Below are 15,287 nucleotides of genomic sequence, written 5' to 3'. Positions count from 1 at the left end.
AAAAACACCATAAGGGTGTTGCCTGCGGGGATGTTGTGTAAGATAGCCGCGCAAAATTCACAGAAATTCGTTAAAGGAAAATCAGTTATGGCCTGTACTGATGATGGGGCACCTTACTCCGGCACGCGTAAGCGGACATTTAATCTGCTGGTTAATACCGCGCTGGCACTGTTTGAACAGGGCGCGATACCGTCAGTCTCTGAGCTGGCAGCGGAAGCTGGTGTATCACGGGCAACGGCTTACCGCTATTTTCCGACACAAAGTGATTTGATCGCCGCCACCGTGGATGCGAGCCTCGGCCCGATTCTGACCTGGCGCTCCGACAGCCCGGAAACCCGCGACCGGATGGAGCAATTGCTGGCTTTCGCTTATCCGCAGATGTTCCGCCATGAAGGCGCACTGCGTGCGGCACTGTATGTGTCGTTGCAGCAGTGGGCGCAGGATCGCTCGGCCTCGGCCAAATCACAGACTAATGATGAGAAAAAACTGGTCAGAGGGCACCGCAAGGCGATTCTGGCTAATGTCACCGAGCCGCTGAAGGCGCATGTCGATCAGGAAACACTGGATAAAGTGATCCGTGCATTTTCGCTGGTGTACGGCTCGGAAGTGTTCCTGGTGATGAAAGATATCTGGAAGATGAATGACGGCGAAGTCATCGATATTACCCAATGGATGGCAAAAGCCATTCTGAATCAGGCCATGGCGGACAGCCGGGCACAGGATGAACAGCCGTAACCACGGCTGTTCTCTTATCTTCCGTGCACCACACTGATTTCTGCCTCTGACGGTGAGAACGTTACCCGCATAATTATATCCCCTGTAATTAATTGATTCCGGTGATAGACTGATTTTCTGTTCCGGCAACCGGCTGACATTATAACAATATGAATATTATCAAAATTGCAGCAGGGATTTCGGCCTGTTTTGCTGCCGGATTATTGCTGGCATACCTGAACGTGCCGATGGCACTGATGTTCGGCCCCATCATTCTGATTATTATTGTGCACCGTTTCAATGTTTCGCTCACTATTCCTAAGGGAACATTAACCTTTGTTCAGATGGTGCTCGGAACATCCGTCGGGCTGATGTTTACCCGTGTCGATCTCAGTCAGTTTGACCATCTTCTGCTGATTATGCTCACTATGGTATCGTGCCTGGCGGTGCAGTTTACCGTCAGTTTCCTCTGGTTTCGCAAACGGGTGGGGTGGTCTGTTCAGGAATCTCTGCTGGGGGCGGTGCCGGGGGCAATGGCGGCGATTCTGGCCCTGATGGATCACACCGGTACACCGCCGCAGAAGGTGGTGATTTCTCATACTATCCGCCTGATTATTCTGATTATGCTGGCGGGCGTGGTGGTCGGCAGTGATCATCCTGTCCCGCCGCCCGCGGATATTCCGCCGCAGAGTCTGGTGTCCGTGCTGTGGCTGCTGGTGATTGCGGTGTGCGGGTATCTGTCCGGCAAAGCGCTGGAAAAAATCAATGTCCCGGCACCGTTTATGCTGACATCACTGGGCACGGCGATTGCGGTACAGAGCATGGTGAGTACTTACATTGTTTTCCCGCTGCCGCTGAATGATATCAGTATGACGCTGATCGGCATGTATATCGGGAGCTATTTTGTTCTGTTTCCGCTGAGGTCACTGCTGCGCAATATGGTGACGTCCGCTCAGGTGGTGCTGATCAATATTGTGCTGACTGCACTGATTGCATTCGGGGCGTCTCACCTGACCGGTTTTTCCTTCCCGATGCTGCTGCTCTCCTGGGCGCCCGGCAGCATGGAAGCCATGACATTCGCCGCAATTGCGATGGGGATAGATGCGGGTTTTGTCATGCTTAACCATATTCTCCGCATGCTGATTATCCAGAGCGTACCGTCAGTGGTGCTGTATATTCAGGAACGGCGGAGTAAGTAATTACTCCGCTTTTTTCACGGCCAGCCGCACAGAATAGACCGGGTCTGAGTTTCCGCACATGTTGCGGTAAGACATCCCTTTGATATTTACCCTGACTTTCCCGCGCACCGCCGGTGTTCCCTGCAAACGGGCAGCGATCAGCGGGCGCTGATCGGCTTTCATCACCCGTGTCTGCCACTCCTCTTCGGTGATAAGCGGTATCCATTCCCCGGCCTCATTTTTTGACATCAGTGTGACCGTCATCCAGTCCGGTTTCTCACTGACATAAAACGGGATCATCCCTGCGTGCCGGGTGATTTCAATTGTTTGCTCATACGGCTGACCGGCCACCGCATCCGGTGCCGGGATTTTGGTCACCGATTCTGACGGCGTAAATATAGCCATACCGCCGCACATGGCACCATAAAACACCCCGCAGCCGCTTAATATCCCGCACAGCAGCAGTACAACGGTTCCTCTTAGAAATGAATGAGACAGGCGCATTATGATTTCTTCCCTGATATTCATGCAAAAAATAAGTTTGCCAGTATAAAAAAAGATCACAACAAAAACTGTGCCCGGTATCTGTCAATTCAGGAAATCACACAATATGTACTGGTTAATACAAATGAGTCTTGTTAGACTTTAAAGATTGTACTAATTGGTACATTTAATGGGTGTCTGTTAATCGTGTGAGGAGTAATAATCAAATGACAGAAAAAGCACAGGATCCTTCAAGACGATCTTTTTTGAAAAATGCCGGTCTCGGCACAATGGGGCTGGCGGCTGGTGCGCTCGGCAGCCATTCGGCATTAGCGGGCGGTAATACCGTGCTGACAGGGGCAGATGACAAAAATAAAAGCTATATCAAAACAGATAAGCGTAAGAAACTGATTTATAACGGCTATCTTATCACTATGGATGAGCAGTACGGTGATATTGAAGACGGTGCGGTGCTGGTTGACGGCGATAAAATCGTCGATGTCGGCCCGGTGTCTAAATTTGCCGGAGTTGATGCGGAACTGATTGATGCGGACGGCGGTATTATCCTGCCGGGGATTATCGACAGCCACCGTCATACCTGGATGTCACTGCTGCGCGGGATCTCCGCGGATATGTCACTGGCCGGTTTCCTCGGCTCTACTTTCTACGGCATCGGTTCAGTCATGGAGCCGGAAGATATCCGCATGGCGGCACTGGTGGGATCGGTTGAGGCACTGAATGCCGGGGTAACCACCATTCTTGACTGCTGTGACTGTGTTAACTCACCGGATCATGCGCCGGCGGCGATTGAATCCCTGCGTGCCTCCGGGATCCGCAGTATCTATGCTTATGGTATGCAGGCCTATGATTATAAAGGCAGTAACCGCTTCCGCAGCCATCAGCAGCGCCTGGATGTGATGAAAAATATTCATCAGCAATATTATGGTTCCGGTAATAAAACCCTGAACCAGATGGGCGTGCTGCTGAGTGATTTCGGTACCATTCCGTTTGCGCATACCGCGAAAGAGATTGAGCTGGCCAATGACCTGGGTATCTTTGTGGCATCTCATACCGGTGCGGCAGAAAAATCCATTCTGCTGAAAGGGTTACATGAGCTGAAACACAATAATCTGCTGAAACCCGGCCATCTCCACATTCACTGTACTGCGCTGGATAACAGCGAGTGGAAAATCCTGAAAGAGACTGGTGGTAAAGTCTCTATCGCGCCGGAAACTGAAATGCAGATGGGGATGGGGCGTCCGCCGTTCCGCGCCAGTATTGACCACGGTTTTAAACCCGGCCTGAGCAGCGATATTGTCTGTGTCGGTTCCGGCGACCTGTTCTCGCAGATGCGTCTGGGTCTTCAGTTCCAGCGTTGCATGGACAGCGAAGCAGAAGCAAACCGCACCGGTAAAACCACTACCAAAATTGGCCTGAGCGTACGTGACGCGCTGACCTGGGCGACACACGGCAGTGCGGAAGCGATGGGGATGGAGAAAGAAATCGGCTCGATTACCAAAGGTAAAAAAGCGGATATTATTATCGTTTCCCAGAAAGAAGCGTTTGTGCCGTCCAGTTATCCGGCGGGTTCAGTGGTGCTGCAAACCACCGCGTCCGGTGTGGATACGGTGATTATCAACGGCGATGTGAAAAAACGCTTTGGTCAGCTGACACAGCAGAATACCGATAAAATCCGTTCTGATGCGACAGAAGCACTGCGCCGTATTCAGAAAGCAGCGAAAAAACTGCCGAAGCAGACAGCGGAGGAAGTGGCGGCATTCTTTGATACTGCTCAGGAGCAGGCGCGTGAGAATTTCTCAGCCGGTTACCGCTATAAAAAATAATTGACCGTGCAGTGTGAGCAACACAAAAAACCGCCTCTTTTTACGGAGGCGGTTTTGTATTTCAGGGGAAAATTACTGCTCTTCCGGCAGAATAAACATGCCGTAAGGGTGGATTAGCAGGAACAGACTGTCGCCGACAGACGGCTGCAATTGTGTGGCGTTAATCTGCAGCAGCATGGACTGGCCGTGCCAGTCGACGGTCACTTCATACTGCGGCCCCATATAGGCCACATGAGACACGGTGCAGCGCTGGCTCTCATCACCCTGCAAACTCAGGGTAATGGCTTCCGGACGCACACCGACAGTAACACTGCTTTTGTCCGTGACGAACTGCGGCGGACGCGGCAGACGGTAGCTGAAAATCTCAACGGCATCACCGGTCAGTGTGGCCGGGAAGATGTTGGCATCACCCATAAAGCTCGCCATAAACTTCGAGGCAGGCTGACGATACAGCTCCTGCGGTGATCCCAGCTGCATAATTTTCCCTTTGTTCATCACCAGCACCATATCCGAGACCGCAAAGGCCTCGCTCTGGTCGTGGGTCACATACAGGGAGGTGATATTAAACTGCTGCTGCAATTCACGGATTTTTTCCCGCATGCTGCGGCGCAGGTTGGCATCGAGGTTACTCAGCGGCTCATCAAATAACAGCACTTTCGGCTTGAGGATCAGGGCGCGGGCCAGTGCAACACGCTGCTGCTGACCACCGGAGATCTGATCGACAAAGCGATCCGCGAACCCCGCCAGATCCACCAGCTCCAGTGCTTCCTCCACCCGCTCTTTTACTTCCGCTTTCGGGCGGCCCAGCATTTTCAGCCCGTAACCGACGTTATCGCCGAGGGACATATGCGGGAACAGCGCGTAAGACTGGAACACCATACAGATATCACGCTGCTGGATGGAACGGTCTGTGACATCTTCGCCGTCAATGAACATCTTACCTTCGGTCGGCTTTTCCAGCCCGGCCACCAGACGCAGTACAGTGGTTTTGCCGCAGCCGGACGGGCCGAGCAGGGTGACCATGCTGCCCGCCGGAATAGAAAGACTTAAATCGTCGATGACCGTGTTGGTGCCAAAGCGTTTAGTCACATTTTTTAATTCAACAAAACTTTGTTGTGTCATGTCGGTTACTCCATGATTACTGTGCATTTTTGGCTTTGGAACGTGAAACACGGGCTTCGCCAATCAAAAAGTCGAACAGGAAAATAATCGCCAGCATGACGACGATCAGGATTGAGCCATAGGCAATGGCCACGCCGTACTCGCCGTCTTCCACGCGGTTCAGAATATAGGCGGTTGCCACACGGGTGTCCGGTGTCACGAGGAACACAATGGCACTGACCGTGGTGATGGCGCGGACAAAGCTGTAAATCAGTGCTGACAGAATCGCCGGACGCAGCAGCGGCAGCAGGATGTGGAAGATTGTCCGCATCGAACCGGCACGCAGGCTGAGTGATGCCTCGTCCAGGGATTTGTCGATTTGCCCCAGACCGGCGATACCGGCGCGGATCCCGACCGGCACATTTCGCATCGTCATGGAGATAATCACGATTGCCGCCGTCCCGGTTAAATAGAACGGAGAATCGTTAAAGGCGAGGATGTAAGACACACCCGCCACGGTTCCCGGCACCGCGAAGCAGAGCATCGTGGTAAATTCGATGGTCTTTTTGCCGCGGAATTCCTGGCGCACCACAATGTAGGCGATCAGCAGGCCGAGCACGGCGGTGATTGGTGCGGCGATCCCGGCGTAGAGCAGGGTATCGAGCAGTGAAGGCCATGCGCCGTCATTCATGCCCTGACCGAACAGCTTGATAAAGTTATCCAGGGTTAAGGTGTAATCCACGCCCCAGTTCACGGTAAAGCTGCCGTAGAAGATGCTGCCGTACAGCACCAGGTTGAAGACAACCCAGATGGCGAGGAAGGTGGTGACAAACGCAACCAGTGCGGCAGGCAGCGGCTGTACATCCCCCCGGTAAGATTTACCGGACACCGTGACATAAGAGCGTTTGCCGATCCACATATACTGCACACAGAATACCAGCAGCGAGAAAACCAGCAGGGAAGCACCGAGGGTACTGGCGGCCTGATAATCGAGCTGGGAGCCGGTGATATAGAAATAGATCTGGGTAGCGAGCACGTCAAAGTTACCGCCGAGGACCAGCGGGTTACTGAAGTCAGCCAGTGACTGCACAATCACAATCAGGAAGGCGTTAGCCAGCGCCGGTTTCAGCAGCGGCATAAAGACGTTGAAGAATGTCTGGAAACGGTTGGCGCGCAGGGTGTAAGACGCTTCTTCCAGCGACGGATGAATGGTTTTGATGGCACCGTCGAGGATCATAAAGGACATCGGCGTAAAGGCGAGCACCTGGGCCAGCCAGATTCCGGTAAAGCCGTACAGCCAGTTGGTGTTTTCCAGCCCCGCATAAGTGGCGAGGAATTCGGTCACATAACCGGAACGTCCCATCATCAGGGTGACACCCAGGCCGACAATAAACGGCGGGGTGACAATCGGCAGGATGGAGAACACACGGCCGATAATTGCCGAACGTTTTGCGATACGGCTGGTATAAATCGCCAGAATCAGCCCGAAGAAGGTACAGCCCGCCCCGACTGCCAGCGAGAGCATCACGGAGTTCCAGATGACCTGCACAATATGGGACTGTGTGAGAATCGATACAAACGCGAACGGCGCGAAATCCCCGTTATTATCGGTGAACATCGGGATAAAAATCGCGACACTCGGGAATACAATAAACAGCGCAATCAGTCCGACCACCGCAATCAGTGAGCCGATAACAAACTGGTCGCCGCCCAGCCATTCCAGGCGTTTGAGGGCGAGGGTCATAATCATGCCGAGCGAGATAAACAGCACAATGGCGGAATAGCCGAGACCTTTCCCTTCCCATACGGCGCTGACAACCGCCACCACTGCCGTCAGAACGGCGATGGCAATATCGGTATAGTGGCGTCCGCGCTGGTCGCGGGAAGCGGGTGTCAGTGAGCGGAAAAACAGCACTGACGGCAGCAGATACCAGAGCCAGCTGACATTCAGCCCGTGCCAGCCGTAAGCGGCAAGAATTTCATCTGATGTGGAGTCGGTTAAACCATAATCCAGGCTCCAGGACGGCAGCAGGGCAAAGCCCAGCCACGCGATCAGCAGCCATAAGAAGATGGAATCCCGTCCCTGTTTTGAAGGCAGAGTCAGGGTTTCAGACATTAAAGAATCTCCCTTGCCCGTCTTCATTCAGGAGAATGAGACAAGACAATATAATTATTATAATAAAAACAAGACCGCGCGGCAGAACACCGCGCGGCAGACAACATTACTTACTCATTTTGACTTCGGTGACCCACTTGTTGATCAGATTCTTACGGGTTTCAGCATCGCCGTATTTATCCATATCGTAGTTGATCAGTTTCAGATCAGAGAGTTTCAGTGACATTGGTGAGGATTCAGCCGTGGTATTGGTCAGGATCTGGTAAGATTTACCCTCTTTCCAGCTGATTTCCTGGGCTTCTTTGGAGAGCACGAAGTCAACGAACAGTTTGGCGTTGTCCATGTTACGGGCGTTTTTCAGGATACTGATACCGCCGATTTCATAACCGGTGCCTTCACACGGGGAAATTAACTCCAGCGGTGCGCCGTTTTCCACTTCCAGGGAATAGTCGTGCAGGAAGCCGATACCGATAGCGGATTCACCACGGGCGGCGTTACGCGCCGGGGCAATACCGGATTTGGTGTACTGGGAAATATTGCTGTTGAGTTTTTTCAGGTAATCGAATGCCTGATCGGTGCCCCACAGCTGGTCAAATGTCGCCAGCGCGGTGTAAGCAGTACCGGAGCTCTGCGGGTCAGCAATCTGGATTTCGCCTTTGTATTCCGGCTTGGTCAGATCTTTCCAGCAGGCCGGGATTGGCAGGCCTTTTTCTTTCAGACGATCTTTGTTCACACCGAAACCTAAGATGCCGACATAAACCGCAGAAGAGTAGTTGCCTTTGCGTTTGGCCGGATCACGGAACTGCGGCATGATCTGATCTAAATTCGGGGATTTGTACGCTTCCAGCAGATCCATCTCACCCGCCTGTGAATGCGGATCTAATGTACCGCCGTACCAGACATCAGCCTGCGGGTTGCGTTTTTCCGCTTCAATTTTGGCCAGGGTGCTGCCGGAACCGTTACGGACAAACGTGGTTTTCACATCATATTTTTTGGCGAAAGCCTGTGTTTCAGCTTCACACATAGCGTTGGTCGCGCTGCAGTAAACCACCAGACGACCGGCGGCATTAGCGGATGTGGTAACAGCAGCCAGTGATAAACCGGCGGCAGCGAGAGCAGAGAGGGTCTTGAGTTTCATTATCAGTTCATTCCTTATTATAGGGTTCTGTCATCGGAGAGTGAAACAGAGCCTGCCAGATGTTCCCGCTTGCTGACATTAGCTATCAGCAGCGGCATCAGCAGTAATCCCGTCAGTGCCGCGGCACTGGTCAGCAGGGTAAACATGCCCTGCCAGCCGTAATGTGCCATGACCTGCGCGAGCGGCCACCCGGCCATTGCCGCCCCTAAGTAGGCGTAAAGACCAAGGTAACCCGTTACCGTACCGGCGGCTTTTTTATGGCAATATTCTGTCGCCGCCAGTCCGATTAACATTTGCGGCCCGAATACAAAAAAGCCGGTACTGAAGAAACACGCCGCCAGCAGTCCGTAGTGATGAATCGGTATTAACCACAGGGCGCTGACAGCAATAAACAGTCCGAGGGAAAACAGCAGAATCATCGGGGCGCGCTGACCACGGAATAAAATATCCGACCCCCAGCCCGCACAGACCGCACCCAGCAAACCGCCCAGTTCAAACAGTGACAATGTGGCATTGGCACTGAGCAGATTGCTGCCGTGTGTTTCGGATAACCACAGGTTTCCCCAGTCATTGATCGCCATCCGGATGAGATAAACGAGAATGTAGGAGAAACCGAGTAACCAGATCATCCGGTTACATAAAATTGTATCTTTCAGGATCACCCGCATCGGCAACGGCGGGGATAACTGCTCCTGACGCAGTTCTGACGGGTCATGCCGCCATTGCCCGACACTCGGTAATCCCTCTTCCTGCGGCGTGCCGTGTAAGCGGCTGCACAGCCACAGGCCGGTCACCATCCCGATAATACCCGGCACTATCAGGGCGGTCTGCCAGCTGTAACGGGTCGCCAGCCAGGCGGTCAGCAGCGGCAGGGTAATGCCGCCGAGGTTGATGGAGATATTCCACAATCCCCACCAGAAGCCGCGTTCATTGCGCGAATACCAGTGTGTCAGGATGCGCGCGCATGGCGGCCAGCCCCAGCCCTGGAAAAAACCGTTCAGTGTCCAGACAATCAGCAGAGCAGGAAACGACAAACACCAGGCAAAGACAATATTCAGCACGCCGGTCATAAACAATCCGGCGCCCATAAACCAGCGGTAACCGGTGATATCGTGGAAAATCCCCGATACAAATTTTGAGATGCCGTAACTCAGGTAAAACGCGGTCGCTATCAGGCCGATATCGCTTTTATCGAGATGCAGTTCTGTCTGCATCACCGGCATCACAAAGTTAAAGCTCTTGCGGGTCAGATAAAACGTGGCGTAACCGATTATCATCGATAACATCAGTTTGTTGCGCCAGAATCGATAGGTTTTATCCATAGTTTTGGTCTGTTTTCCGGCCATTACGTTATGTCCCGTTCAGGCTGCAAATGTAATCAATCTGTCAATAAAAAGGATGAGAGAAGGTAGTAGATGACTAGGAATAAGTCTTAGTTTTCGTGATTTTCATCAGAAAATGTGGGCAGGTTAACAATAATCCGGGTCCCGCCGGTGGTGGTCAGTGTCCAGTCACCGCCGAGTGCCCTGACCCGTTCCTCAATACCGCGCAGACCAAAGCCGCCGCGGCGTTTGCTCTCCGGGATACCGATACCGTTATCAGAGACATGGAGCTGTATCGTGTCACGTTGCTGTCTCAGTATGATGAGGATATGGGTGGCGCCGGCATGCTTACTGATGTTATTTAACAATTCCTGCACAAGCCGGTAAAGCGTGAACAGCACAGTTTCATTTTCCGGCGGCTGTTTCAGTTCATAATGAAACTCGCACTGAATGCCGTTTTCCCCGAACGCAAATTCCGTAATCAGATGGCGCAGCGCATTTTCAAGAGACATTTCACTCAGCACCGGCGGACGCAGTTCCCGCAGCAGCTGGCGGGTGGACTGATGAATTTTCTGTGCCAGTTCATTGATTTGTGCCGCCGCACGGCTGCTTTGCGGATCCGGCGCAGTTTTTCTGACCAGCATCGACTGGATCTGAATCGCCGTGATGTTCTGGCCGATTTCATCATGCAGCTCGCGGGCAATCGCTTTTTTGACATCCTCTTCCGTATGCACCAGCTGCTGCATCAGATCCCGCCGTGCCTGTAATTCCTGCTCCAGCCGTTCGCGGTAGCGCTGCAGATTACGCGACAACTGCTGCTGACGGCTGATGGCAATCCCGAGGCCGATACCAATCAGCGCCTGGGTGCTCATAAACATCTGCAATTCCTGTAAATCGGCAAATGCGCCGTTAAACTGGCGGGCAAAGGTGATGATCAGACTGCCGAGCAGGGCAGAGAGCACGCCGCCCTGCCAGCCGTAGCGGTAGGCCATAAAGACATTGGGGATAAACACCAGCAGCACCAGCAGGCGCTCAATTTCCGGGGTAAAAAAGAGCTGGGCGCTGAGCCCGGCCAGGCAGAACAGAAAACACCACATCAGCAGCGACGTGCGCAGCTGCGGATCCGGCGTGCCGTAATCCAGGATCAGGCGGAAATGCTGTTCATGGAGATATTCATAGATCAGATAGACAAACGGTGTCAGCAGAATACCGCCGGTCAGCGTGGTGAGGAAAATCTGGGTCACACTCAGCGGCGTCAGCAGACTGAACACCAGGGTATGCAGCAGGCTGTTGATACCGACACCGGCGATCAGCAATAACAGGCGCTGCCAGTAAAGGGTGTAGCGCCACCAGGTGGTCTGGATAATAAAAGCGGTGATAAGACTCAGCAGCGGCGACAGCAGGATCACCGGCTGTGACAGCAATTGTTCCTGTGCCAGCCAGATATTCAGCAGCAGTTCCGCCAGCAGCAGGGTCGGCCAGAAGCGCCGCCACAGCAGGATCATCAGCGCCAGCCGCAATCCTTCCGGCAGAAAAAACGCTGACAACACACTGTTCTGACTGAGATAAAAACCGATGATCCACAGACCAATCCAGGTCAGGGAATAGGTGAACAGCAGAAATACTGACTGTAACAGCAGACGGGCGCCGCGCCTCATGGCTTATTGCCCCGCGATAAGGTGATGCGCCAGGGCAAAATGAACCAGATCGATCGTGCTGTCACACTGCAGTTTGCCCAGCACATTGGCGCGGTGGACATGGACAGTTTTATGGCTGAGTTCGAGTTTATCCGCAATCGCCCGCACACTCATCCCCGCCACCAGCAGATCAAACACCTCGCGCTCACGCGGGGTCAGCTCTTCCAGCGCCCGGTTCTCCGGCGGTGACTGGCGCAGCGCGCGCATGGCATCCGCACACAGATAGCAGCCGCCCTGATGCACGGAACGCACCGCCTGAACCAGCTCTTCCGGGCCGCAGCGTTTGGTGAGATACGCACTGGCACCGGCGTCCAGCGCGCTTTGCACAAAGGCAGGGGTATCATAAATACTGAGAATGATGGTACGGAAGGAGGTTTTTCGCTCCCGCAGACGGGCGAGCAGCTGTAATCCGTTTTCATCCGGCATGGAAATATCCATGATCACCACATCAATATCCGGACGGGTCAGTGCGGGCCAGGCTTCCGCCGCACTGGCATATTGTCCGGCGATGGTAATATCCGGCTCCAGTGTCAGGAGCTGGGCGAAACCGGATCGCACAACTACATGGTCATCGATGAGCGCTATTTTTATCATGTCCGGACAGCGTATTATCAGCAGAAAGGGATCAATTATTGACAGAGGTTATATCAATATAGCGGGTGATAATCGAGGATATTCATACAGAAATCCGCTCTCCGGCTGTTTTTTTACCGCTTAACCGATTCGGTTGCAGGTAAATTATTTCACATAGGCAAGCAACGGCAGTGAATCACGGGCCAGTGCGGTGCATTTGTAGTTTTCCGGCAGCTTTATATGTTTGATGTCGAAATAGTTATCTTTATTCATTTCCGCCATCTGCCGGGTATCATAATTGCTCATATCCCAGCGGTTACTTTTGGCAAACAGTAAGATCGCTTTTTCGATGCGGGCATTCGGTAAATCCCCGTAGCCGCAATCATTTTTCAGATAAATAAAAACCGCAGTCAGTCCGGCGAGGTCTTCAGCCTGTGACGGCGTCAGCGCTTTCGCGGGCAGGGAAAGCAGCAGGGCACAGCTGAATAAAGCGTGAATGAATATTTTCATAGTAAGTAGTTTACCGGTAGCGCCTGTCAGTTTATGTGAAGATTTTAATAGTTTTGTCGCGAATGTCATCCGCTGACTAAAGTGGTGTAAAGCCCTTATTCCGGAGAAGGGAATACATTGACCTTACCCTTAGGGCAGGGTTTAGCCTGCGCTATAACAGAACTAAATTATTTTGTCATAGCATATCACCACTGATGATAAAGGAAGCATATCATGCAACGACGCGATTTTTTGAAATATAGCGCATTCTTAGGTGCTGCCACGATGCTGCCGGCATGGAGCCGGTTTGCCTTTGCGGCACAGGAACGCCCGGCTCTCGGTATTCCGCCCCTGTTAACGGCGGATAATGCACAAAAAATCACCCTGAATATTCAGCAGGGGAAAATGGCGTTTATTCCCGGCAAAACCACCCAAACCTGGGGATATAACGGTGATTTACTGGGCCCGGCACTGAAACTGCGGCGCGGTAAACCGGTGACGGTGGATATCGTCAATAAACTGCCGGAAGCGACCACTGTTCACTGGCACGGCCTGGAGATCAGCGGCGAGCAGGATGGCGGGCCGCAGGCCATTATCGCCCCGGGCGGCACCCGCACGGTCAGTTTCACGCCGGATCAGCCGGAAGCCACCTGCTGGTTCCACCCGCACACCCATGGTAAAACCGGCCATCAGGTCGCGATGGGACTGGCCGGGCTGGTGCTGATTGAGGATGACAATACCGCCTCAACCGGTCTGCCGGGGGAGTGGGGAACGGATGATATCCCGGTGGTACTGCAGGATAAACGCCTGACCGCAGACGGTGAAATTGATTATCAGCTGGATGTGATGTCAGCGGCGGTCGGCTGGTTTGGTGACACCATGCTTACCAACGGTGCGGTTTACCCGCAGCATATGGCCCCGCGCGGCTGGTTGCGTCTGCGGCTGCTCAACGGCTGTAACGCCCGCAGTCTGAGGATGGCTGCCGGTGACGGGCGCCCGCTGTATGTGGTCGGTAGTGACGGCGGTTTGCTGGCCGAACCGGTAAAAGTGCAGGAGCTGCCGATGCTGCCGGGGGAACGGTTTGAAGTGCTGGTGGATACATCAGACGGAAAAATGTTTGATATTGTCACCTTGCCGGTTCGTCAGATGGGGATGACCCTGGCACCGTTTGATGCTCCGCTGCCGGTGCTGTCTGTCCGTCCGACTCTCGATGCTGCGCGCGGCAAACTGCCGGATGTGCTGGCAGCCATGCCTGCCCTGATCGACACCTCCCGTCTGCCGGTACGTGAGTTCCGTCTGATGATGGATATGCGCCTCGACATGCAGGGCATGATGATGCTGACCGACAAATACGGCCCGCAGGCGATGGCCGGGATGGGCATGCACGGCGGTATGGGCGGCCATATGAGCGGCGGACATATGGGCGGAATGAATAATAATGGTATGGGGCGCGGCATGCGCGGCGGCCACTGCGGCTCCGGTGAGGTTGATCTGATGAATGCCAACAGCATCAACGGCATCCCGTTCTCCATGACCGAAAGTGCTTTTGATGTGAAACAGGGACAGGCGGAGCGCTGGATTATTTCCGGTGTCGGCGACATGATGCTGCACCCGTTCCATATCCACGGCACCCGTTTCCGTATTCTCAGCGAAGGCGGACGCACACCGGCGGCACACCGGCAGGGCTGGAAAGATATGGTGCGGATCGAAGGTAATGTCAGCGAAGTGCTGGTGAAATTCGACCATCCTGCCACCAATGCGCATCCGTTTATGGCGCACTGTCACCTGCTGGAACATGAAGATACCGGTATGATGACCGGCTTTACTGTCACGGCCTGAATATAAAATTAACCGGCGACAATCCGCGTCAGTCATGGCGCGGATACTGTTTATCTGTCCGTGGTATGCTAAACTAACGCGCTTTCTGACCGGTATTAAACCGGGTTTAATACCGAACCACTGAAACAGCGTACCGTTGACGACAAAAAAATCATGAAGAAACACACCTTAGATACAATGATCTCCGAAGCTGAGATTCAGCAGCGCGTTGCCGATCTCGGCAGCGAAATTTCCGCACACTATCGTCACAGCAACAAAGAGCTGGTCTTAGTCGGGTTACTGAAAGGATCTTTTATTTTTATGGCCGATCTGTGCCGTAAAATTGATGTTCCGCATGAAGTCGATTTTATGACGGTATCCAGTTACGGCAGCGGCACCTCGTCCACCCGTGATGTGAAAATTGTCAAAGACCTGGACGAAGATATCCGCGGCAAAGACGTGCTGATCGTGGAAGATATCATTGATTCCGGAAATACACTGCACCGTGTGCGCGACATTCTGTCTCTGCGCGGCCCGAACTCCGTGGCTATCTGCACCCTGCTGGATAAACCGTCCCGCCGTGAGGTGGATGTGCCGGTTGACTGGGTCGGTTACGCAATCGAAGACAAATTTGTGGTCGGCTACGGCATCGACTACGCTCAGAGCTACCGCCACCTGCCGTATATCGGCCATGTGACACTGCTGGAAGAGTAATCTGTCCGGTTGTGACAGCGGAAAAAGCACCTGAGGGTGCTTTTTTTATCACTGAAAATCTGTGAAACTCCCTTCATCTGTATTAACTGCCGCAGCACGG

The 15,287-nt window shown here is 53.3% G+C and carries 13 protein-coding genes; 5 read left to right on the top strand and 8 right to left on the bottom strand.

The window, feature by feature from the left end:
• Positions 1-87 precede the first annotated feature (87 nt).
• Both ACSBQN_RS14595 and ACSBQN_RS14590 read left to right on the top strand, forming a co-directional pair.
• Positions 88-735: a TetR/AcrR family transcriptional regulator gene (locus ACSBQN_RS14595; RefSeq protein ID WP_024472757.1), complete on the top strand. Its 648-nt coding sequence runs from the start codon at positions 88-90 to the stop codon at positions 733-735.
• 149 nt (positions 736-884) lie between these two features.
• Positions 885-1,913, top strand: coding sequence for an AbrB family transcriptional regulator (locus tag ACSBQN_RS14590; RefSeq protein ID WP_024472756.1), 1,029 nt, complete (start codon positions 885-887; stop codon positions 1,911-1,913).
• On the opposite strand, the gene ACSBQN_RS14585 is transcribed toward ACSBQN_RS14590, so the two are convergent.
• Positions 1,914-2,297, bottom strand: coding sequence for a hypothetical protein (locus ACSBQN_RS14585; RefSeq protein WP_236595576.1), 384 nt, complete (start codon positions 2,295-2,297; stop codon positions 1,914-1,916).
• A gap of 305 nt (positions 2,298-2,602) precedes the next feature.
• On the opposite strand from ACSBQN_RS14585, the gene ACSBQN_RS14580 reads away from it, so the two are divergent.
• Positions 2,603-4,219 (top strand): amidohydrolase family protein, encoded by a 1,617-nt coding sequence (locus ACSBQN_RS14580; RefSeq protein ID WP_024472754.1) that lies wholly within the window; start codon positions 2,603-2,605, stop codon positions 4,217-4,219.
• A gap of 72 nt (positions 4,220-4,291) precedes the next feature.
• Here ACSBQN_RS14580 and fbpC read toward each other — a convergent pair whose 3' ends face one another.
• From fbpC to ACSBQN_RS14545, 7 genes are all read right to left on the bottom strand, one after another.
• Entirely contained in the window at positions 4,292-5,341 is a 1,050-nt protein-coding gene (gene fbpC, locus ACSBQN_RS14575) for a ferric ABC transporter ATP-binding protein (RefSeq protein WP_024472753.1), read from the bottom strand.
• A gap of 16 nt (positions 5,342-5,357) precedes the next feature.
• Positions 5,358-7,436, bottom strand: a complete 2,079-nt coding sequence (locus tag ACSBQN_RS14570) for an ABC transporter permease (RefSeq protein WP_024472752.1) — start codon at positions 7,434-7,436, stop codon at positions 5,358-5,360.
• Positions 7,437-7,542: 106 nt separating this feature from the next.
• Entirely contained in the window at positions 7,543-8,574 is a 1,032-nt protein-coding gene (locus ACSBQN_RS14565; RefSeq protein WP_024472751.1) for an ABC transporter substrate-binding protein, read from the bottom strand.
• 17 nt (positions 8,575-8,591) lie between these two features.
• Entirely contained in the window at positions 8,592-9,920 is a 1,329-nt protein-coding gene (gene uhpC, locus ACSBQN_RS14560; RefSeq protein WP_024472750.1) for an MFS transporter family glucose-6-phosphate receptor UhpC, read from the bottom strand.
• Between the two features lie 86 nt (positions 9,921-10,006).
• Positions 10,007-11,554 (bottom strand): MASE1 domain-containing sensor histidine kinase, encoded by a 1,548-nt coding sequence (locus ACSBQN_RS14555; RefSeq protein WP_004238936.1) that lies wholly within the window; start codon positions 11,552-11,554, stop codon positions 10,007-10,009.
• A 3-nt stretch (positions 11,555-11,557) separates the two neighbouring features.
• Positions 11,558-12,187, bottom strand: coding sequence for a response regulator transcription factor (locus tag ACSBQN_RS14550; protein WP_004236009.1), 630 nt, complete (start codon positions 12,185-12,187; stop codon positions 11,558-11,560).
• A gap of 144 nt (positions 12,188-12,331) precedes the next feature.
• Complete coding sequence (locus tag ACSBQN_RS14545; protein ID WP_024472749.1) at positions 12,332-12,676, bottom strand: YacC family pilotin-like protein; 345 nt, start codon at positions 12,674-12,676, stop codon at positions 12,332-12,334.
• 213 nt (positions 12,677-12,889) lie between these two features.
• On the opposite strand from ACSBQN_RS14545, the gene cueO reads away from it, so the two are divergent.
• Entirely contained in the window at positions 12,890-14,494 is a 1,605-nt protein-coding gene (gene cueO, locus ACSBQN_RS14540; protein ID WP_152696850.1) for a multicopper oxidase CueO, read from the top strand.
• Positions 14,495-14,647: 153 nt separating this feature from the next.
• Positions 14,648-15,187, top strand: coding sequence for a hypoxanthine phosphoribosyltransferase (hpt, locus tag ACSBQN_RS14535; RefSeq protein ID WP_015422488.1), 540 nt, complete (start codon positions 14,648-14,650; stop codon positions 15,185-15,187).
• Positions 15,188-15,287: the final 100 nt, after the last annotated feature.

Origin of the sequence: Morganella sp. B601 (assembly GCF_051172335.1) — a bacterium.
GTDB classification, from domain to species: domain Bacteria; phylum Pseudomonadota; class Gammaproteobacteria; order Enterobacterales; family Enterobacteriaceae; genus Morganella; species Morganella morganii.
The sequence above is the reverse complement of the archived record's forward strand: the minus strand, read 5'-3'. Positions and strand labels throughout refer to the sequence as shown.